Here is a 20,597-nt window from a genome sequence, read left to right as displayed (position 1 = left end):
ATTGGTGAAACCTTCTTCAGCGAACGAAACGGCGTTACCCCTCTGCAGCCGTGATCTCGAACCACCCCTTTAAGCCACGAGTTCCTATTCGAATTTGGAGCATACAAGGGCCAGTAGAGTTCACCGCCTAATCCCCGTTAACGGATTCCAATGAGGGTTATGATGTTTCCTGTATCCGGCGGCTGGCCGAATAAGGATAGCTTCATAACCAAATTAGGGTGGAACCACGAGCTAAGCGCACTCGTCCCTTTTCCGGGACGGGTGTTTTTTGCGCTTCTAATTTGAGAATTGGAGTGTGGTTCACATGAATAATCAGGAAAAATTCAGTCCATCTGGCCAAGCAAAAGCAAAGGAAGCCAATCAGCCAAATCAGCATATCGAAGTTCGTCTCCAAGGTGGAGCCGTACGGGATTACCATGCAGGCATTACTGTGGGAGAGGTCGCTTCGTCCATCCGTATAAGTCTGGGCAAGCAAGCTATAGGAGGTATTGTGAACGGGCAACATGTCGATCTGGATCGGCAGCTTGAAGAGGACTGCGAACTTATTATCGTTACACTCGAAAGTGAAGAGGGTCTTCACCGTTATCGTCACACTACTGCACATGTTCTGGCTCAGGCAATCAAACGAATTTACGGTGCGGAGCACGTGAAACTTGGCATTGGCCCTGTCATTGCAGATGGATTCTATTACGATGTGGATCTGGAGCATGCCCTCTCCATTCATGATCTCGCAGTTATAGAACAGGAAATGCACAAGATTGTGCGGGAAAATTGGAAAATTAATCGTCGCGTCGTTAACCGCGAACAGGCTCTTGAGATTTTTGGCGATATGCAGGATCCATACAAGCTGGAGTTGATTCACGATTTACCCGCGGACGCTGAGATTTCCTTGTATGAACAAGGTGAGTTTATCGATCTATGCCGAGGTCCACATCTTCCGTCAACTGGCCGCGTCAAAGCCTTCAAGCTGCTTCATGTCGCAGGCGCATACTGGCGTGGTAACTCGGACAATAAAATGCTTCAACGGATTTACGGCACTGCCTTTCCAAACCAAGCACAACTGGATGAGCATATGCACATGCTTGAAGAAGCGAAGAAACGAGATCATCGGAAACTAGGCAAAGAGTTGGAGCTCTTCATGTTCTCGGAGGAAGCACCCGGCATGCCGTTCTATCTACCCAAAGGCATGACTGTCCGTACTGAGCTGGAGAATTTCTCCCGTGAATTACAGCTACAAGAAGGATACCAGGAGGTTCGCACTCCGCTCATGATGAATAATCGGCTGTGGGAGCAATCTGGTCACTGGGAGCATTACAAAGACAATATGTACTTCTCCGAAGTGGACAATGCTACGTTTGCACTGAAACCGATGAACTGCCCAGGGCATATGCTAATCTTCAAAAACAAGCTTCATTCCTATCGCGAATTACCTATTCGCATGATGGAATTCGGCCAGGTACATCGCCACGAATACTCGGGTGCGTTAAACGGCATGATGCGTGTACGGACATTCTGCCAGGATGATGCTCATCTGTATGTCATGCCTGAACAGATCGAAGAAGAGATTAACCGCGCAATCTCGTTGATTGGACGTATGTACGATATTTTCGGATTCGAATATAGCATCGAGCTGTCCACACGACCGCAAGACTCTATGGGGTCAGAGGAATTATGGGATCAGGCGGAACGCGCACTGCAAAATGTTCTGGATCGGCGCGGAGTCAGCTACCGTATTAACGAAGGGGATGGCGCATTCTATGGCCCTAAAATTGATTTCCATATCCTTGATGCACTGAAACGCAGCTGGCAATGCGGAACGATCCAGCTTGATTTCCAAATGCCAGAGAAGTTCGATCTCACTTACATTGGCGAGGATCGTCTGAAGCACCGTCCGGTCGTCATTCACCGTGCAATCTACGGTTCCATTGACCGTTTCATCGGCATTCTCACTGAGCATTTTGCCGGTGCATTCCCTCTATGGCTTGCGCCGATACAAGTGAAGCTGCTACCAGTCTCAGACCATTATGCTGAGTATGCTCTAGAAGTTCAACAAGCGCTGCGAGCAGCAGGAATTCGCGTAGAGACAGACTTGCGTAACGAGAAGCTGGGGTACAAAATTCGTGAAGCTCAGATGGAGAAGGTTCCCTACTCCATCGTCCTTGGTGAGAATGAGAAAAATGCCTCGTCAGCCTCTGTCCGTGTGTACGGTCAGGGCGATCAAGGCATTCAGCGGATAGACGATCTGATTCAACAAATTCATGAAGCTGTGCAAGCCAAAAGATAAAACATCCGACATGCTAGATTAGCATGGAACCCAATGACAGGACATTACAATTGTTCGCTCGGCCCAAGTCCTACTTGCTGCTCGCTCCACGTCCAGAATCGTTCAGCTACAGCATCGTCCGTGGCGTGGGCTTGCAATTTCTGTTCTTTCTGCTGGTAGAAGTACTTTCCGGTCACCCCTGCAACTTCAGGGCTGGTTGCCAAGTAGATCGCCGTTTTTGCCCCCTCTTCGGGGGTAAGAAAGAACGGGAGCTTGCCCACAAAAGCCATAATACGGGTACCAAAACCCGTGTTCCGATCCACACCAATACTTGTGCCAACCGCACCGGGGTGCAGGCAGTTCACTGTTATTCGGCTATCGGCTACCTTGCGAGCCAGAATCCGAGTGAATAACACATTGGCGAGCTTGGACTGAGCATAGCCCTTGATGGGGTTATACCTTTTATGTAAATGTGGGTCTTCAAAGTGAATCTTGCCTGCTTTGTATGCACCGGATGATACATTTACAATCCGTCCCTGCTGCGCACGCCGCAAAGGCGGGATCAGCAGAAGTGTCAATAGGAAATGACCCAAATGGTTAATCCCTATGCTCTGCTCAAACCCATCTGAGGTCTCCTTGCGCTTCACCATCACTACGCCGGCATTATTCATTAACACATCCAGCGTGTCATAGCGTTCATTAAACGAATGGGCAAATTGACGAATGCTGTCCAATGAACCGAGATCACACAGCATCAGTTCAATGGTAGCGGAGCCTGACTGACGGAGTGCTTCCTGAAGCGCCGCCTGTCCACGCTGCTCACTGCGACATGCCATGATCACATGATAACCTTTTCGCGCAAGCTCTATCGTGGTCGCCAGCCCCATGCCGGAGTTCGCTCCCGTTACAATCGCGATTGGATTCTTCCTATGATCGGCATTGGGATTGAGCATTGTTTTGGACGTTGAATCGGTCACTGGCGTGGATATGGTATTGGAGATTATGTTGGACATCATAACACTTCCCTTCTTAAACTGCGGCTTGAATGAGTATGGACTTAAATGAGTACGGATTGACTTTTTGAGCCAAAGAAGACAATGTGAGATAATAGAATTTATTCACATCTGATCCTATAGGGAGGCTATGACTTATGCTAACCAAACAAGACTTCAAAAAACTGAAAAAAGAAGCTAAGCATGAGATCAAATGGATTGAACAGGAGTATGAACAGCTCCAGCAAAAGGGAATTTCAAGCCAGCTTAAGAAACATGACCTATGGGACGAGGAAGAGATCCATCGATTGACTTATGATCGTAAGGATCGAAAGTATGCTTCATGGACGATTGAACTATGCTCCATCATTGAACAATGGTTACTTCGCCTCTATGAACAAACCTATCAAAAAACATTCAATTCGGTTCAACTTATGAAAACTCCTGCATACCGCTCTTTATCAAATATCGAGATTCTTCAAGCAGAATTAAGAAGCCAACACATTGCTGTGAAACCCGGGGCAGAGAATGACGATGACGAACTAACCAAGGTATTCAAAGCAAGAAACAAACTAATTCATTCCAACTTCTCCTTCGCCTCAATCGTTGGGCAGGATAGCAATGCGGAACAAACGCTAGAGTGGATTTTGAATACCATTAAACAATACAGAAAACACTTAAAGTACGTGTTCTAAAAGGACGGTTTTCAGTACCGAGAAGATGGAATGAAGATAGAAATGGAGTAGCGGAGCGTAGGCAAACTACGTGAGCAACTACATTGTTTCCTAGGGAAACAACCTTCGTAAGCATCAACTTATTTCAGCTGAATTCCATATTCGACGCTGAGATGCCGTCAGGCATCCCTCGTAATCAAAAGTGGACTTTTTGAACAACCTCTCAAAGTACGAAATCCTCGTTCTTAGTAATGCGAAGACGGGATGAACTCACTACCTACATGACATTCCGACTGTGTACATTTTCGGTACTGAATATAAGCTACATACTATTTAGGGAGGTGCTCCGGAACGAATCCGGTAACGAATATGAATATACAACCTATTGATATCACCATTCTTCATCTCAACATTCCTACACCCACTGGTAACAGTCCGATTTATCCCGTGATGCTGCGTGATGAAGATGGAATTACATTGGTGGATACAGGCATGATTGGACAGTTTGCTGAATTGCAATCTGCACTCGAAGATGCGGGTGCAAAGCTTCATGAGCTTAAGCGCATTATTATCACACATCAGGATATTGACCATATCGGTAATCTCGGTGCGCTGGTCGAAGCTGTACCTGACGTCGAAATCTGGGCACATGCCGATGAAATCCCCTATCTTCAAGGGAAGCTTCCACTGATTAAGTTTACCCCTGAACGTAGAGCCATGCTAGCCCCACCTACATTGGAGCTAGCTGAGCAACTGCTCTCCGAGCTTCCTACGCTCCCCATCGCTCGCATTCTGGAAGATGGGGACATGCTGCCCTTACAAGGAGGCATACAAGTCATTCATACACCAGGTCATACTCCTGGACATATTTGCTTGTACTTCCGTGAGAAGCAGTTTCTACTCGCAGCCGATGAGCTTCGTGTAGTTGATGACGAATTGGTAGGCCCTGCTCCTCCAGCAACCCCGGACATGCCCGAGGCACTGCGCAGCCTGAAACGATTAATCGGCTTGAACATCGATACCGTCCTGTGTTACCACGGGGGTGAATACACCCAAGCCGCAAGTGAACGAGTGGCTGAACTCGCTGAGCTTGGTGAATAAGTTAACGGATCGGATACAGACAGTACATCGTCATGCAGACGGTGACTTATTACCTGTAATGGCATCTCTATCGAGATGCCATAATGAATGAAGGGGCTGTCCCATAAGTCATGAATATGACGGGGGACAGCCCCTTTAGCTTTATTTTAACGATGTAATGAATCTGAAACACGCTATTTGTTCCCATTTCCCCAGATCCGAAATCTAATGAATCACAGAGACGTTATTTCGTCGATTCAGTCGATTTTTCAGGGTTTGATACCGTCTTAAGGCGAAATAGCGTTACTGAGGTTCGTTAAATCTTGCATATGCAAATAATCCACCTATTAAGATGCGGTAGGTTCGTTAGCGCTTGGAGCGAAGAGGAACCTCTTGTATAAGGTAGCCCCTTTTTTTGCGTAAATTACTTATGGAATCTCTGGGCAGTAGTAGCTTAAGTTTGAGACCTAGCAAGAAGCCGGCCTAGAAAGCCAATACCATATCAGGTTACTTCGCTTGATCCTGCGGGGTAAGCACGATGAGCTTATCATCACCATCACGTGGGGAGCCACGACCATCCCGATTGTTTGTTAGTACATAGATTTGCCCATCTGCTCCAGTCGTTACATTCCGAATGCGTCCCCATTCATCTTCAAAAATAGGTTCAACCTGATCGACTTGCGTTCCGTCCTCGGATAGCGTGATCTTCAACAGTTGTTCTCCGCGCAGATTGGCCGCAATTAAGGAACCCGCCCAAGGTCCTTCCTCAATATAAGCAATACCCGAAGGAGCCCAGGTATCATCGCCACTATGTGCAAGCGGAGCCTGATACTCGCTATTGTTATGGTCGTCACCCTCTACCTCAGGCCAACCATAGTTAGCCCCGGCTTCAATTCGGTTAATCTCATCCAGATTCCGCTGACCATGCTCGGTCGCATAGAGATATCCATTGTCCGGATTCCAAGTTAGTCCCTGTGCATTACGGTGTCCCATACTATATACAGGAGAATTCCAAGGGTTGTCCGCAGGGATCGAGCCATCGAGACCAATTCGTAATATTTTGCCGCCTAGATTGTCCTGATCCTGTGCTAGTTCTGGTTCATACCGCTCACCTGTTGTGATATAGAGCAGATTGTCCGGCCCGATCTTGATGCGCCCACCGTTATGATTCACACCGCCAGGGATATCACCAAGTAACTCCTTATCAATGACTGCTGTCCCATCACTCACCTTCAATCGTAATACACGATTCGCAATGTTATCGCCTTCAACGTACGAATGATAGGCATACAAATAGCCGTTATCCTCAAACTCCGGGTCAGCAGCAAGCCCTAATAATCCGCCCTCGCCTTCCTCATTAAATGGTTCAGTAAATTCAATCAATGGCTCAGACAACAACTTGCCATCCTCAATGACCCGTATTGTACCCGGACGCTCGGTTACGAACATACGACCATCGGACACTTCAACCAATTCCCATGGAGCATTAAGCCCTTCTACCAGAACTGAAGTCTCATAAGGAACAACTGCATTCTCCTGTGCCTCATTTTCACTGCTCTCTACGTTAGTAGAAGAACCGCCGTTAGCTGTCTGTCCCTGACCTCCACCTGCGCCCTGAGACATAGGTTGCGATCCTGCGGAGCCATCACCCGAAGCACACGCAGTCAATAACGCAACGCTTAATAGCGAAGCATATAGAGGAACGCTTAATCGATTATTCATGTATACCTCTCCCTTCGAATTGGAATGAATGGATATGAGTTCATATTTAATGAGTTACGGATATAACACAATCATGACCGTTAACTCTACGACGTCAGACATAACAAGGTTTCGCCCTGTATTACCCGTTACCCGCCCCACTATGTACTCAAACGAAAAATCCGTCCTAATCCGCATTATTTAGAGATAGCCAGATTTCCTTACTTTCTTCTATATAAATGTTCTCATATACGCGCGCCTATGGAATTGGGAAGATTTAATTTATAATAGATTAGATGATATAGACAATTGAAAGGTGGACGTACCTATGACGAACCAAACACCATTATCCCGCTTAGAAGCTAGCCTCTCTGTGCAAGGACTGGATGCCACACTGATCACAGATCCTAAACATATCTACTACTTAACAGGATTCGCAAGTAATCCGCATGAACGTTTCCTTGGACTCGTGCTCGCACGCGGCGAAGAACCTCTTCTGATTGTACCTGCGCTAGATGCCGATGCCGCAGCTGCTGCTTCCTCCGTTTCCAACATCGCAACACATACCGATACAGACAATCCATACGCGCTATTTGAGCGTTACCAGGGACGTCTTGGACGAATTGGTTTGGAAAAGGAATACGTTACCGTTGCACGTTATGAGCAATTAACCGCTGCGTTGGGCGGCACCCAATACGAAGATGTTGGTCCACTGCTGCGTTCCCTACGCGTGAAGAAAACACCAGATGAAATCGCTCGAATCCGTCATGCTATTCATCTAATTGAGGAAGTTCTACGCCAGGGGCTTTCCCACGTTCGTACAGGTGTAACCGAGATTGAACTCGTTGCCGAGATGGAATATCAGATGAAGAAGCTGGGGGCAGACGGTCCTTCCTTCGACACGATGGTGCTCACTGGGCCACAAACGGGATTGCCACACGGTACACCGGGCGAACGTAAGCTTCAACATGGTGATCTGTTGATGTTTGATATGGGCGTATATGCTGGTGGATATGCTTCCGATATTACACGTACGTTTGCATTTGGAGACATCTCTCCTGAGCTGCGTACGATCTATAATACGGTACTGGCAGCCAATGAAGCTGCTATTCGAGCAGTCAAGCCTGGCGTGACCTGTGCAGAGATTGACCGAGCTGCACGCCAAGTTACAGAAGATGCTGGCTACGGGGAACGCTTCATGCACCGCGTCGGTCACGGCCTCGGCATTGATGTTCATGAATATCCGTCATTGCATGGTCAGAATACCGATCTCTTGCAAGAAGGAACCGTCTTCACCATCGAACCGGGTATTTATGTAACCGGAGCTGGCGGCGTGCGTATTGAGGATGATGTCCTCGTAACAGAAACGGGGGTAGAAGTACTGACTTCTTATCCTAAAGAACTGCAAATTTTGACAGACTAATACTTCTTATTCAATCAAAACATCTTAGAGAAACTGTTATATTTGTATCGCACATGACGATTCTCCATCTTATTAGAAGCTTGGCGGTGCTATCGCACACTCTAAGTTACTTTATCATATAGGAACCTTCGTGCTGGTTGTATCGCCACCTATAATGCAAAATGTCCCGCAAGTCCATGATGACATGGCTCTGCGGGACATTTTTAGTTTCGTCTATGAACATTCACTCATTCATCTACTTCTGGTAACCATCTGCACGTAGATTGCCTTCGAATTTAAGACTCATCCTTAAACTTAAAGTTACGGGCAGCATATAGGAATGGTGTTCCCACTGCAGTCAGTACAAATTTGATCACATAAGTCGTTAGGAAAATCTCAATCCACACATCCCATGGATAAATGAATGCAAACGCAATCGCAGTGAACACTAACGTATCCACAAATGAACTGATAATCGAGCTTCCGTTCGTACGAATCCACAATTGATTACGACCAGGTGTGATTTTTCGTAACCAAGAGTACAAGCGCACATCCAGGAATTGACTAATAAAGTACGCTGACAGGCTTCCCAGTGCAAGACGTGGCAATAGCCCGAATAAAGCTTCCATCGGCTTCTGGGCAAAGTCTGTAGACGCTGGATCAAAGTACAACACCATCTGCATGAGTACCGTGGTCATAATTAACGTAAAGAAACCGAACCATACAGCTTTGCGCGCCTCTCCTGAACCGTACTTCTCGTTAAGCAAGTCACTGGTAAGGTATAGACTTACATACATCGTGTTGCCTAGTGTCAACACAATCCCCATAATATCTATCGTTTTGGTCACCTGAATGTTGGCAATAACCGTTGCCACACCAATCCAGGCATAGAGACCTTTTTTACCGAACAAGCGATAACATAACAAAAAGAAACCATAAGTGATGAGAACGAATAACGCTCCCCACCCTAAATTAAACATAAATACATACACTGCCTTCCTAGTTTTGATTACGCGGGATGGTTACGAACCGCGGTCTGGCACAGAGCCAAAACATGATTACTCTATCATATTTCCTGCCTATTGAACAGCACTAAATTACACCATGACTACTAAGCTAAAAATGAACCGTTGATGTACCTTCTGGTCCAATGTATCTCACATAGACACAAAAAACCGCCCTTCGGGTTATCCGAAGGACGGTTTTCGTAATGCTATCGTCGTGATGCAATAGATGGCTGCTTAAGCCATTACTTCAGTGAAAATTCAGCTTATGCCTGAGCGGCACCATCCAGATCAGGTGTTGGGTTGCTGAAGGTATCCTGATCGTTCTCTTTCAACAATTTACTGGAAACGAGACCTGAAGTCATTGAACCATTAACGTTAAGCGCCGTACGACCCATGTCGATAAGCGGTTCAACGGAGATCAACAATCCTGCCAGAGCAACAGGCAGATTCATCGTGGACAACACGATCAGGGAAGCGAAGGTTGCCCCGCCACCTACACCGGCTACGCCGAATGAACTGATCATAACCACAAGGATCAGGGTAATAATGAAGTCCCAGCTAAGCGGATCGATGCCGACCGTAGGAGCAATCATAACCGCGAGCATGGCCGGATATATCCCGGCGCAGCCGTTTTGACCAATCGTAGCCCCGAAGCTTGCCGATAGATTCGCAATACCATCCGAGACGCCCAGTTTCTTCGTCTGTGTCTCTACGTTAAGCGGGATAGCCGCTGCACTGGAACGGGAAGTAAAGGCAAATACCAGTGTTGGCAGAACCTTCTTCACATAAGTGATCGGGTTGAAGCCAAACAAAGCAATAATAATCAGATGAATAATGAACATGACGAACAACGCAACGTAGGACGCGATAACAAACTTAATGAGCTTCAATATCTCATCTGGATTGGTTGTCGCTGTGACCTTCGTGATCAACGCCAAAATACCGTACGGCGTCAACCGTAGCACCAGCGTAACAATCCGCATAACTACGGCATACACCGCGTTCACCATTCCACGGAACGTTTCAGCCTGCTGTGGTTTTTTGTGATCCAAGCCAAGTACCGCTACTCCGATAAATGCAGAGAAAATAACAACCGCGAGTGTTGATGTACGACGTTCACCTGTCATATCTGCGAATGGGTTAGATGGAATAAATTCCAATACCTGCTGCGGAATCGTCTGATCTTTCACATCGACGAGACGTTCCTCCATCCGTTGACCTTGTGCTAGCTCCCGATCTCCTCCCTCAATCTCAATGGAAGTCAGGTTAAAGCTCAAGCTTGTTACGATACTTACACTTGCAGCGATTGCAGTTGTAATAAGAAGAATGGCAATGATGGATAGACTCATCTTACCTAGATTTTGCTTACCCTTCAGATTCATGATTGCCGAAATGATCGACACCATGATCAAAGGAATAACGACCATTTGCAACAAACGAACATAGCCTGAACCGGCAAGGTTAAACCAATCGACTGACTTGGTAATAATATCAGAACCTGAGGAATAGATCAGTTGAAGTATAACGCCGTATACTACCCCGATGCCCAAACCTGTAAATACACGCTTCGTGAATGAAATGTGTTTCTTCTGCATCCAGAACAGGACACCCAGAAGAATGAGCATAACCACGACGTTCAAAATGATTAAAAATGTATCCACTACTGTAAATCCTCCTCTTAAATGTGCTTGCCGAAACCTCCGGCTTTCTATTTACTTATATTGTATTGAACAATATAACACATAACAAACTATTCCGGTAGGCATTAATTTATTTTGTGTAATATGTATGTAATCTAATTGCGCATTTCTGAAAAAAACTGATCGTTTTATGAAATTTGTTGTATTCAACCTCAGGTTAATTATGTAATATAGGTATATCCGCTTATTCCCAAGTTTTCTCAATGTGAAAATTAGGTCTTTCTTCGTTGATAGATAGGACTGATGAGTACGGAAAAGCGACTATGTTAATGAACATGACGTGAAAGGATGATTTTATGTTTCGTAATCGCACGGTTGCTGGCAAAATAAGAGGAATGTTGTTCCTCGTATTGCTAGTTGCATCCCTGTTGTTTAGTATCAGTTTTTATGCAGTATCGATGAATATTATGCAAAGTTATGTACTCCCGCAATTCGACAAGGTCTTAAACACGTCTATTCAGGATATATACAAAAATATTTCTTCGTCCAAAATTTCACAAGTCGAAAGTGGCGGAGCCGGTTCCGATGGTGCTGCTCTAACGGTTGAATCCTATTTGGCTGAAAAAGCGAAGGAACATAGCTTGGATGCAGCGTACGTTGTTTCTCTTCAAGACGGAACGGCCAAGATCGTAATTGCCAACAACGCCTCGGGTATGAAGGCTGGAGAAGAAATTGCGGTTGAATCTGCAATGAATACAGCAATTGAGACCAAAGCATTAGCTATTAGTGAAGTTTATTCCGACTCGTTTGGCGTACATAAAGCTGCATTTATACCTGTAGCAGGTAGCAATATGCTCATGGCGGTAAGCATGGATGCACAATTCATCCAGTCCAAGATTGCGCAAATTTTCTGGTTGTGCCTAGGTATCACCGCACTGACCTTTGTACTTGGATGGCTGATTTCAACGACTATGATTAAAAGAGTTACCCGTCCGATTATTACACTCGTTCAACATAGTAAACAAATTTCACAGGGTGATCTAACAACCCAGCTTCAGATTAAAGGTCAAGACGAAATTGCTCAACTCGCGACTAGCTTCCAGACGATGACTCATAATCTCAAAGAAATGATTAGTCGCGTTCTCTCCACCTCGGACGAAGTGGTTGAAGGCTCGAATGATCTGCTGAATCGGGTTGAATCCATGTCCAGTATGGTTAAGAACTCCAGTCAATCTGCCGAAGAAGCCGAGAAAGGCAGTGTAAGCATTGCCACGAGTGCTGCTGAGAACGCTAGAGCTATGGAGGAAATCACCCAGGGAATCATGCATATCGCTTCTTCTTCTGCCGAAGTGTCAGAGCAGATTGGTGAGGCTGCTAGTGAAGCTGTGAACGGTAATCGCCTGGCACAGAATGCTGTAGAGCAGATGGAACGTGTAGGTCAGACCGCTAGTGAATCCTTACGTTATGTCGAAACGATGAATGAACGCTCCATCGCCATCGGTACCATCGTCACTTCCATCTTTGAAATTACGAAACAGATCAATATGTTGTCGCTCAATGCTTCCATCGAAGCTGCACGTGCTGGCGAGCATGGTCGCGGATTCGCTGTCGTTGCTGGGGAAGTTCGTAAGCTTGCGGAGCAATCCAAGACGGCAACCGAGGAAATCTCGGACTATCTAAACACGATTCGCGAGGATGCCGAGCGTTCTGTTGATGCCATGAACCGGGTAACGCAAGAGATTGGCTCAGGTACTCATGTTGTTCAACAAGCAGGCTCAGCTTTCCAGCAATTGAACGAATTAATTCAGAACGTAAACCTGACCATCCAGACGGTATCAGCTTCCACGCAGCAGGTATCTGCCGGGGCAGAACAAGTCAGTGCCTCTGTTGAAGAGACGGCGCAGATTACGTCCAAGTCCCGTCAGAGCATGCAGGAGATTGCTTCCACCGCAGATCTGCAACTGAGCGAAATGGATTCCCACTCTGGAACGGTTCGTCACTTGCATGAACAAGCGGTAGAGTTACAGGCGGCCATGAAGAAATTCAAAATTAACTAATCAATTGTAGCATTAACCCATCGTTCTACTGTTTGAATCAATACTGAACGTAAGGAAATGCTCACGATCTTTAAATTGCTGAACTTGAGTTCGCAACTGAATAGGAAAGTCCCCCATACACGGCAAGGTTCCTTTGATGAAGGATCAATGCCGTTATGGGGGACTTTTTTTGAATACTATTATATTCACCGTATTATTAAGTCACAGCCTACTGTGGAGTTTGCAGACCCATAATTTCATATATCCGCTCCAGATCCAGTGCAGAACGCAAGGATTCCGCTACGCGATCAAATTCCATTTCCTTACGCTCACGCGCACTGTACGTTTCAAAGAGAGGAGCAAGCCCTTTACTTTCCCGCAAACCGTTAAGCCATGAACGCCGAAACTGGTCGCTTTCAAACAATCCATGTAGATACGTTCCCCACACCTTGCCATCCTGGGTTCCCCAACCTTCATTAAACGACTGTCCCCCTGGATGACGTATTTCAAATAAAGCCGACACACGCTCCGGTTCATGGCATTCCGTAACTCCCATATGAATCTCATAACCTTCAATGGGTAGCGAAGAAGCTGATTGACCAGCCGAATGGGCTCCATCTACTTCCTTGTGTATACGAATTGGATGTTCCACCTGTACCCAACCCGAAGCTCTAACGGTCTGTTTGTTCTGTAGGAAGGTCGTGGATAGCGGCAGCATGCCCATGCCTCTTGCCTCCTGAACCTGATTCGCCTCAACGGCAAAAGGATCTTTAAGATGCTGACCAAGCATCTGATAGCCTCCGCAGATCCCTACGAGTTGCACATGCTCACGCTCGATATGACGGACTATCGCTTGCTCCAAGCCTGATTCACGCAAGAATTCCAGATCACCAATGGTGTCCTTGGTTCCTGGCAACAGGATTGCATCTGGTGAACCAAGCTCCTCTGGTGAAGTAACATACCTAATATTGACGTCAGGTTCACGAGACAATGCATCGAAGTCGGTAAAGTTCGAAATTCGCGGATACCGAATCACAGCAAGATCTAATTCCTGTTGACCCGACTTACCATGACGCAGGGAATCCAAAACGACTGAGTCTTCAGCTTCAATCTGTATATCTCTTATGTAAGGTAACACGCCGAGTACTGGAATTCCTGTCCGTTCTTCCAACCAATCCAGTCCTGGCTGTAATAGGGACAGATCGCCCCGAAATTTGTTAATAATGAAGCCTTTTACACGCTGTACCTCATGTGGCTCCAACAACTCTAGCGTACCTACAATGGAGGCAAATACGCCGCCACGATCAATATCAGAGATCAGAATAACCGGTGCATCTGCCCATCCGGCCAGGTTCATATTAACGATATCCCGATCCTTTAGATTAATCTCTGCAGGGCTGCCTGCACCTTCCATTAGTACGACATCATAAGTCGACCGTAGACGATCCAATGCTTCCATCACGGTCTGCTTCGCCTCTGGCAGAAAATGCTGCCGATAGTCTGAAGCGCTCATCTGAGCAAAGGGTACGCCGTGCACAACAATCTGGGAGTGCATATCGCGAACAGGCTTAATGAGAATTGGATTCATGTCTGTCGTCGCCTCAATACCACAAGCTTCTGCCTGTGCTCCCTGCGCTCTACCAATTTCCTTACCGTCCTCTGTGACGTAGGAATTCAGCGCCATATTCTGGGATTTGAACGGCGCAGGTCTGAAGCCGTCCTGTTTGAATATCCGGCATAGAGCTGTCGTTATTACACTTTTCCCTACATCCGATGCGGTTCCTTGCAGCATTAAGACTGCCGCTGTTTTCTGTACAGACGCACTGTCCACGATCCATCCCCCAGTCACCGATTATATTTTATATCCAAAAGAATCCTTGCAGGATACTAAGCACTGTAAGCAAGGCAGCTTCCAGTAGTTCATTCATTGCACCATAGGTATCTCCTGTTAATCCGCCTAGTCGTTCACTTATACGTCCAGCAATCCATTTCCCTATGACGTAACAAGCGAGCGGAACTACAATTACAGCAATCACAGGGTATAGCCACCACGGCAGAGTCATTAGACTGTTCCCGATATGTAATCCCTCTACGACTGACATCTCGGGCTGGAAAAGCATTCCCACTGCTAGAGTGATTACACCTACTAGAACAGTAAGTCCAATGGCATTGCTCCGTGCCCGCTGAACTTCTCGCCGCTCACCCAATCCTTTAAACAAAACAGCTAATCCGTCATCCCCTCGCGCATTGGGCCATGCCGAGATGGCATAGACCATGAACCATCGGCTCCAGATCATCGGTAAGATCAGTAGTGCTCCATACATCCAGTTAGCACGTGCGATGAAATCTGCAATGAGAGCCGCCTTCATCATTAACAGGAGAACACAAGCAATCACTCCCATGGCGCCCACGCGGCTATCCTTCATGATCTCTAACATTCGCTCACGAGAGCGATAACTGAGCAGACCATCTGCTGTATCCATCCAACCATCCAGATGCAACCCTCCGGTCAACCAGACCCATAGGGTCAGCGTTAATACCGCTGCTGGAAACGAGGGTAGGAGTACACCCGAAACAGCCGCTCCAAGCCAGACAGCTAACCCTATTACGGCACCTACTAGGGGATAATAAACCACGCTTTCACGTAGCAAAGGTGGGACAAAATCAATCTGCATTTTAACCGGGAAGCGAGATAAAAATTGAAAGGCTGCCGCCGCTGGCTGTTTTCTCCCATCGTGCTTACGATCACTCATAAACGGTACTCCTTGCTCTTTAATTCAATCGCAATCCCCACCGTAACTAGAAATACTTCCCCGCAAATCGCCGCAATCCGCTGATTCAATATGCCTGCAAGATCACGGTATCTTCGTCCAAGAGCATATTCAGGAACGATGCCATCCCCTACTTCATTGGTTACAAGCACAAGTAGCCCCGGATATGACTCTACAGCCGATACGAGCGCATCCATATGGCCCTGTAAGACATGCGCAGGATCATGTTCATGGGCAAGTAAAATATTGGTCAGCCATAATGTCAGACAATCCACCAATACGGTAGGAGCTGACATCCCAGTATGAGAAGCTCCCATACGTGTGATCCATTCAGGCAACGCCAATGGTTCCTCTACCGTATGCCACAGGTATCCCGCTTCTTCACGTCCCTGTTGATGCATACGAATTCGCTCACGCATCTCGTCATCATAGGCTTGAGCTGTAGCGACATACCAAGCCTCTGAGGAGCGTTGCATGCATAGACGCTCAGCAAACGAGCTTTTGCCACTTCGCGCCCCTCCGGTTACAAGCACACTCATGAAGAAACCTCTCCTTGAGGCGAGCCATCGGATACACCTGCACTGGCAAAGGTCGCCATCTCATTAAGGATACGGCAAGCCGCATCAATGAGATGAAGACTGAGAACGCCTCCTGTCCCTTCACCCAGCCGCATATTCAGATCAAGCATTGGCTTCAGATCCATCTCACGAAGCAATGCTGCATGTCCACTTTCATCGGATGTATGGGAAGCAATCATATAAGCCGTACTTACTGGTGCAAGCTGTCTTGCGATCAATGCTGCAGCTGTTGAGATAAAGCCATCGACCACAACAGGGCATCCATTCGCCGCAGCAGCAAGAATTACACCTGTTAGTCCGGCAATTTCTAATCCGCCAACCTTACTGAGCACATCCAGCGCATCCTCCGCATGGGGTGCATTCAGACTTAGAGCCTGGCTTACCACCGTTGCCTTGCGCTGTAACCCAACATCATCAATCCCCGTTCCGCGTCCAACAGCCGAAGCCGGTGATATTCCCGTTAGAGCACACATTACAGCAGCACTTGCCGTTGTATTGCCAATCCCCATCTCTCCAGTTACAAATATCTGCGTTCCTCTGTCCACTTCTGACGCGACCACTTCGGCGCCAACCAGGATTGCTTGGATTGCTTCGTCCCGAGTCATCGCCGGACCTTTCGCCATATTAGCTGTGCCTTTGCGGACTTTGCGGGAGATGAGCTCAGGGTGTTCTAGATCAGCATTTACTCCAATATCTACACAGAGCACATCTGCCCCAGCATGCCGGGCAAGCACGTTAACGGCCGCTCCGCCCGCCAGAAAATTAAGAACCATCTGTGGTGTTACCTCAGCAGGGAATGCACTGACACCTTCGGCAACTACACCATGGTCTGCTGCCATCACGATCACCGCTCGACGTTCCAAGCAAGGACGACTCTGTCCCGTAATGCCTGCTAGACGAATAACGAGTTCCTCCAGTTTGCCAAGACTGCCTGGCGGCTTCGTAAGGATATCCACATGAGCTGCAGCTTCTGACGCGACCTGCTCATGAGGACCAGTGATTCGACATATTAATTGCTCCAACACCTGTTCATTACGCATACAACTAGCACTTCCTTCATCAATATGTGGGTAATACCCCGATCAATTCTTCGGCTCTCCATGCTCCCGGCGCAGCAGTAACTGGGGAATGCCATGATCTGGATGCTTCACCATCGCAGGGTTTACCTGGAAAATCTCTCGAATATGTTCCTCGGTCATCAGTGCATGAGGGGTTCCAGAGCCAGCACTTTCGCCTTCTTTTAAAGCCAGAATATGATCACAAAATTGCGCAGCTAGGTTCAGATCATGCAGCACTGCCACAATCGTAATTCGATTTCTTTGACGCCATGTCGATAATAACTCCATAAATTGCAACTGATAACGAATATCCAGAAACGTTGTAGGCTCATCTAACAAAAGAATACTTGGTTCCTGTGCCATCACTTTAGCAAGGGCTACTCGCTGTCGTTGTCCTCCACTGAGTGCATCCAGAGGACGATCCGCAAGCTCGGATAGACCTAATTCCTCCAGCACACGATCAACGATCTTCTCGCCTTCTCCAGAATCACGGCCAAGCCAGTTCTGGTAAGGATAACGCCCCATCTCCACGACATCCCTTACGGGATATGAGATTGCAGGCAGTCCATCCTGCTGCAGAACAGCAATCATACGAGACAGATCCTTCCGGCTATACGAAGTGATATTCCTGCCATTCAGTCGAATACTGCCCTCACTAACCGACTCCGTGCCAGCCAATAGTTGAAGCAAGGTTGATTTGCCACTTCCGTTGGGACCTACAACACCCCACCAATCGCCTTCTGCGATCTGCCAGCTCACACCATTTAACGCCTGATGCTCACCATACCGTTTACCTGCCCCGTCTACTTCCATCAAAGGTTTACTGATGTCGCGCTGAACATTGAAGCTCGGATCTGCCTGTTTCCCCATAAACTTAAGTTCATTCCGATTGGCATGCACCATTTGGTTCGTGTCTTTACTCATGGCATCATCCCTTTACGAAGCTTCTTATTTCTGTGCAAAAGATAGGCGAAGAACGGTGCACCGACAAATGCGGTAACAACGCCTAGCGGAATTTCAGTTGGCGCCAATACCGTACGAGCGATCGTATCTGCCCACACCATGAATATGGCTCCGCCTATTGCAGATAGTGGCACCAGCAGACGATAATCAGGCCCTACGATCAGTCGAAGAATATGCGGAATGACAAGTCCTACAAATCCGATGACGCCCGACACTGATACGGCTCCTGCCGTAAGCAGCGTGCCAACCGCCAGCACCGATAGCTTCAATCCATCCACCTGCACTCCAATGTGAGCCGCCTGACGCTCTCCCAGAGCAAGCACATTCAACGAACGTGCACGACTCCAGAGGAAGATCAGACCAAGCAGAAAATATGGGAAAAGGATGGCCGTATACGACCACCCACGCAGTGCCAGACTTCCCATCGTCCAGTATATAATTTCATTAATCGTCTGTTTCGACATGGTCGATAGGAAGGAGACAACTGCCCCTAGGAAACTTTGCATGACCACGCCCGCCAGAATCAGACTATGTGTTGGTATTTTTCGACCCTCACGAGCCAGTGCCAGCACGAACCATAGCGTCAACACGCCGGTTAAGAACGCAACCAAAGGCAAGGTCCAGATTCCGATTAATGCATATTGTAATCCGAAGAAAATCAGAAACGCTGCACCCACCGATGCACCAGATGATACGCCTAACGTAAACGGATCTGCGAGAGGGTTACGAAGCACCCCTTGGAAGCCAGCACCCGCTATTGCTAGAGAGGCACCCACGAGCACGGCAAGCAGTACCCGCGGGAATCGCACCTTCCATATAATCTGTTCTGCTGCTGTGCTCCAATCGGGAGTAATCCAATCCCCAATCCACGGAATGTGATGCAGCAGAATACCTGCAATGTCACGGACAGGCAAGGATACTGAACCAATGCCCGTGCAGATCAGCACCGTCAACACAAGTAGTCCTATCCCAGCCGTCCCGTACACCGCTAGCTTTTTACTCATTGGAACAGATCAGGGTAGATCGCTTTAGCTACGGCTTTCAGACCTTCGGTTACCCGTGGTCCTGGACGACTAAGTAGGTTGGCATCTAGACCGATAACCGCATCGTCTTTTACCGCGGTAATCTGATCCCAGCCGCTACGAGCTTTGATAATTTGATCCAGTGTTTTGGAATTCTCATCGATAACATCATTGGCATACAGAATTACATCTGGGTTCGCAGCAATGATATTTTCTTCATTAATTTCGTTCCAGCCTTGCAAATCAGAAGCAACGTTGTTTCCTCCAGCAAGTGTGATCAGCTCATCCATGAACTCACCTTTACCCACTGTCCAGCCAGGGGAAAATTCAACATATACGTTCTTCTTCTCTTCCGGTTTAACTGCCTTCACCGCTTCAGTAACATCTGTTACATCTTGCTTCATCTTCGCGATGATCTCTTGTGCTTTTTCCTGCGTATCTGTAATTTGACCAAATGTCTCAATGTTGTTCGCTACATCATCTACTGATTTTGGATCAGTCTTGAAAATAACAATCCCCAGGTCACGGAATTTCTTTACCGCTTCTTCATTCATAGAAATACCTGTGAATACAATGTCTGCATCCGCTGCAATGATGGACTCTTCATTCGGTTTAGAAACACCGCCCATTTTGGGCTTCGTTGTAGCTGCTTCAGGGTAATCATCAAAATCAGATACACCTACGATCTGCTCGTCCAATCCAAGGGCGAACAACGACTCTGTCTCCGCTGGAGATACAGATACAATTTTGGCTGGTGCTTTTTCAAACGTGAATGTCTCACCCGTTGCATCTGTAACGGTAATTGGATATTGTGTCTTGAGATCCGTTGTTGTCTGTTCTTGACTCTGTTCCTGTGCAGGTTGCTGTGATGCTCCTGACCCCTCATTCGTTGTTGCATTGCCACATCCAGCCAAAGCCAGTGCCAGAGCCGCTGCACTAAGCAGAGACGCTACGCTTTTCCAATTCTTGATACTCATTGTGTTCATTCTCCCCTTCTCTATCTGTTCTATTAATCCTGTGTCGTGCTCAAAACTAAATGCCCATGTCTTGATGTTCCTGTATAAGGTTGAACTACAACATTTACACGTTATCGGAGAGTGAAGAACTCATATTGGAACAATAAAAATCCCCAATCCTTACAACAGGATCAGGGATAACGTCTCGCATATGGCGTGCTCTACGCATGATGAATCACCTGCGCTGTTCATACACAGAACACTGCCCGAAACGCTGTCCTTTCCTCGAAGGAACACCGGTCTATACGTCCAGGGCAGGTAACCTGACTTACAGGATTATTCCTGATTCACAGTGGCGGGACCGTGCCGGATTTACACCAGCTTCCCTATTTCATCCGTTTGCGTACATGGTATGAATACACATAACCATGCAACTCCAATGCATACGGAACCC

The 20,597-nt window shown here is 47.2% G+C and carries 16 protein-coding genes and 1 riboswitch; of the genes, 5 read left to right on the top strand and 11 right to left on the bottom strand.

The features are described 5' to 3' along the window. Nucleotides 1-304: 304 nt before the first annotated feature. Nucleotides 305-2,284: a threonine--tRNA ligase gene (gene thrS, locus V6W81_RS06985; protein ID WP_338542256.1), complete on the top strand. Its 1,980-nt coding sequence runs from the start codon at nt 305-307 to the stop codon at nt 2,282-2,284. 44 nt (nt 2,285-2,328) lie between these two features. On the opposite strand, the gene V6W81_RS06980 is transcribed toward thrS, so the two are convergent. After that, on the bottom strand, nt 2,329-3,216 hold the full coding sequence (locus tag V6W81_RS06980) for an SDR family oxidoreductase (RefSeq protein WP_338543965.1): 888 nt from the start codon (nt 3,214-3,216) through the stop codon (nt 2,329-2,331). Between the two features lie 197 nt (nt 3,217-3,413). Between V6W81_RS06980 and V6W81_RS06975 the strand changes: the two genes are divergently transcribed. Together V6W81_RS06975 and V6W81_RS06970 are read left to right on the top strand one after the other, a co-directional pair. Continuing rightward, on the top strand, nt 3,414-3,950 hold the full coding sequence (locus V6W81_RS06975) for a hypothetical protein (RefSeq protein ID WP_338542255.1): 537 nt from the start codon (nt 3,414-3,416) through the stop codon (nt 3,948-3,950). Between the two features lie 348 nt (nt 3,951-4,298). Beyond that, nucleotides 4,299-5,030 carry an MBL fold metallo-hydrolase gene (locus tag V6W81_RS06970; protein ID WP_338542253.1) on the top strand — a complete coding sequence of 244 codons (732 nt, stop codon included), beginning with the start codon at nt 4,299-4,301 and terminating at the stop codon, nt 5,028-5,030. Nucleotides 5,031-5,516: 486 nt separating this feature from the next. Here the strand turns inward: V6W81_RS06970 and V6W81_RS06965 are convergent, their stop codons facing one another. After that, the gene (locus tag V6W81_RS06965) at nt 5,517-6,731 is read right to left on the bottom strand and encodes a PQQ-dependent sugar dehydrogenase (protein WP_145050662.1); all 1,215 of its coding nucleotides are present in this window, start codon (nt 6,729-6,731) and stop codon (nt 5,517-5,519) included. A 307-nt stretch (nt 6,732-7,038) separates the two neighbouring features. Here V6W81_RS06965 and V6W81_RS06960 point away from each other — a divergent pair, with 307 nt between their 5' ends. Further along, nucleotides 7,039-8,133 carry a M24 family metallopeptidase gene (locus V6W81_RS06960; RefSeq protein ID WP_338542251.1) on the top strand — a complete coding sequence of 365 codons (1,095 nt, stop codon included), beginning with the start codon at nt 7,039-7,041 and terminating at the stop codon, nt 8,131-8,133. A gap of 275 nt (nt 8,134-8,408) precedes the next feature. Here V6W81_RS06960 and V6W81_RS06955 read toward each other — a convergent pair whose 3' ends face one another. Beyond that, a complete protein-coding gene (locus tag V6W81_RS06955; RefSeq protein WP_338542250.1) occupies nt 8,409-9,092 on the bottom strand; it encodes a queuosine precursor transporter in 684 nt (227 codons plus the stop codon). Nucleotides 9,093-9,382: 290 nt separating this feature from the next. Next, the gene (locus V6W81_RS06950; protein ID WP_338542249.1) at nt 9,383-10,780 is read right to left on the bottom strand and encodes an L-cystine transporter; all 1,398 of its coding nucleotides are present in this window, start codon (nt 10,778-10,780) and stop codon (nt 9,383-9,385) included. Between the two features lie 335 nt (nt 10,781-11,115). Here V6W81_RS06950 and V6W81_RS06945 point away from each other — a divergent pair, with 335 nt between their 5' ends. Continuing rightward, nucleotides 11,116-12,816: a methyl-accepting chemotaxis protein gene (locus tag V6W81_RS06945; protein WP_338542247.1), complete on the top strand. Its 1,701-nt coding sequence runs from the start codon at nt 11,116-11,118 to the stop codon at nt 12,814-12,816. A gap of 208 nt (nt 12,817-13,024) precedes the next feature. Here the strand turns inward: V6W81_RS06945 and V6W81_RS06940 are convergent, their stop codons facing one another. The 7 genes from V6W81_RS06940 to V6W81_RS06910 all read right to left on the bottom strand — a co-directional run bounded on the left by V6W81_RS06940 (nt 13,025) and on the right by V6W81_RS06910 (nt 20,164). Continuing rightward, nucleotides 13,025-14,587 carry a cobyric acid synthase gene (locus V6W81_RS06940; RefSeq protein WP_338543964.1) on the bottom strand — a complete coding sequence of 521 codons (1,563 nt, stop codon included), beginning with the start codon at nt 14,585-14,587 and terminating at the stop codon, nt 13,025-13,027. Between the two features lie 67 nt (nt 14,588-14,654). Continuing rightward, nucleotides 14,655-15,548, bottom strand: coding sequence for an adenosylcobinamide-GDP ribazoletransferase (gene cobS, locus V6W81_RS06935; protein ID WP_338542245.1), 894 nt, complete (start codon nt 15,546-15,548; stop codon nt 14,655-14,657). Next, complete coding sequence (gene cobU / locus V6W81_RS06930) at nt 15,545-16,105, bottom strand: bifunctional adenosylcobinamide kinase/adenosylcobinamide-phosphate guanylyltransferase (protein ID WP_145050650.1); 561 nt, start codon at nt 16,103-16,105, stop codon at nt 15,545-15,547. Before cobU ends, cobS begins: the two co-directional genes overlap by 4 nt. Beyond that, nucleotides 16,102-17,184 carry a nicotinate-nucleotide--dimethylbenzimidazole phosphoribosyltransferase gene (gene cobT, locus V6W81_RS06925; protein ID WP_145050647.1) on the bottom strand — a complete coding sequence of 361 codons (1,083 nt, stop codon included), beginning with the start codon at nt 17,182-17,184 and terminating at the stop codon, nt 16,102-16,104. The genes cobU and cobT overlap by 4 nt, the downstream gene beginning before the upstream one ends. A gap of 42 nt (nt 17,185-17,226) precedes the next feature. Next, the gene (locus V6W81_RS06920; RefSeq protein WP_430701339.1) at nt 17,227-18,015 is read right to left on the bottom strand and encodes an ABC transporter ATP-binding protein; all 789 of its coding nucleotides are present in this window, start codon (nt 18,013-18,015) and stop codon (nt 17,227-17,229) included. A gap of 107 nt (nt 18,016-18,122) precedes the next feature. After that, nucleotides 18,123-19,169 carry a FecCD family ABC transporter permease gene (locus V6W81_RS06915; protein ID WP_056699428.1) on the bottom strand — a complete coding sequence of 349 codons (1,047 nt, stop codon included), beginning with the start codon at nt 19,167-19,169 and terminating at the stop codon, nt 18,123-18,125. Then, nucleotides 19,166-20,164 (bottom strand): ABC transporter substrate-binding protein, encoded by a 999-nt coding sequence (locus V6W81_RS06910; protein ID WP_145050640.1) that lies wholly within the window; start codon nt 20,162-20,164, stop codon nt 19,166-19,168. The genes V6W81_RS06915 and V6W81_RS06910 overlap by 4 nt, the downstream gene beginning before the upstream one ends. A 275-nt stretch (nt 20,165-20,439) precedes the next feature. Beyond that, a riboswitch (cobalamin riboswitch) is annotated at nt 20,440-20,589 on the bottom strand. Nucleotides 20,590-20,597 lie beyond the last annotated feature (8 nt).

The organism is Paenibacillus tundrae, assembly GCF_036884255.1.
Lineage (GTDB): Bacteria > Bacillota > Bacilli > Paenibacillales > Paenibacillaceae > Paenibacillus.
The sequence above is the reverse complement of the archived record's forward strand: the minus strand, read 5'-3'. Positions and strand labels throughout refer to the sequence as shown.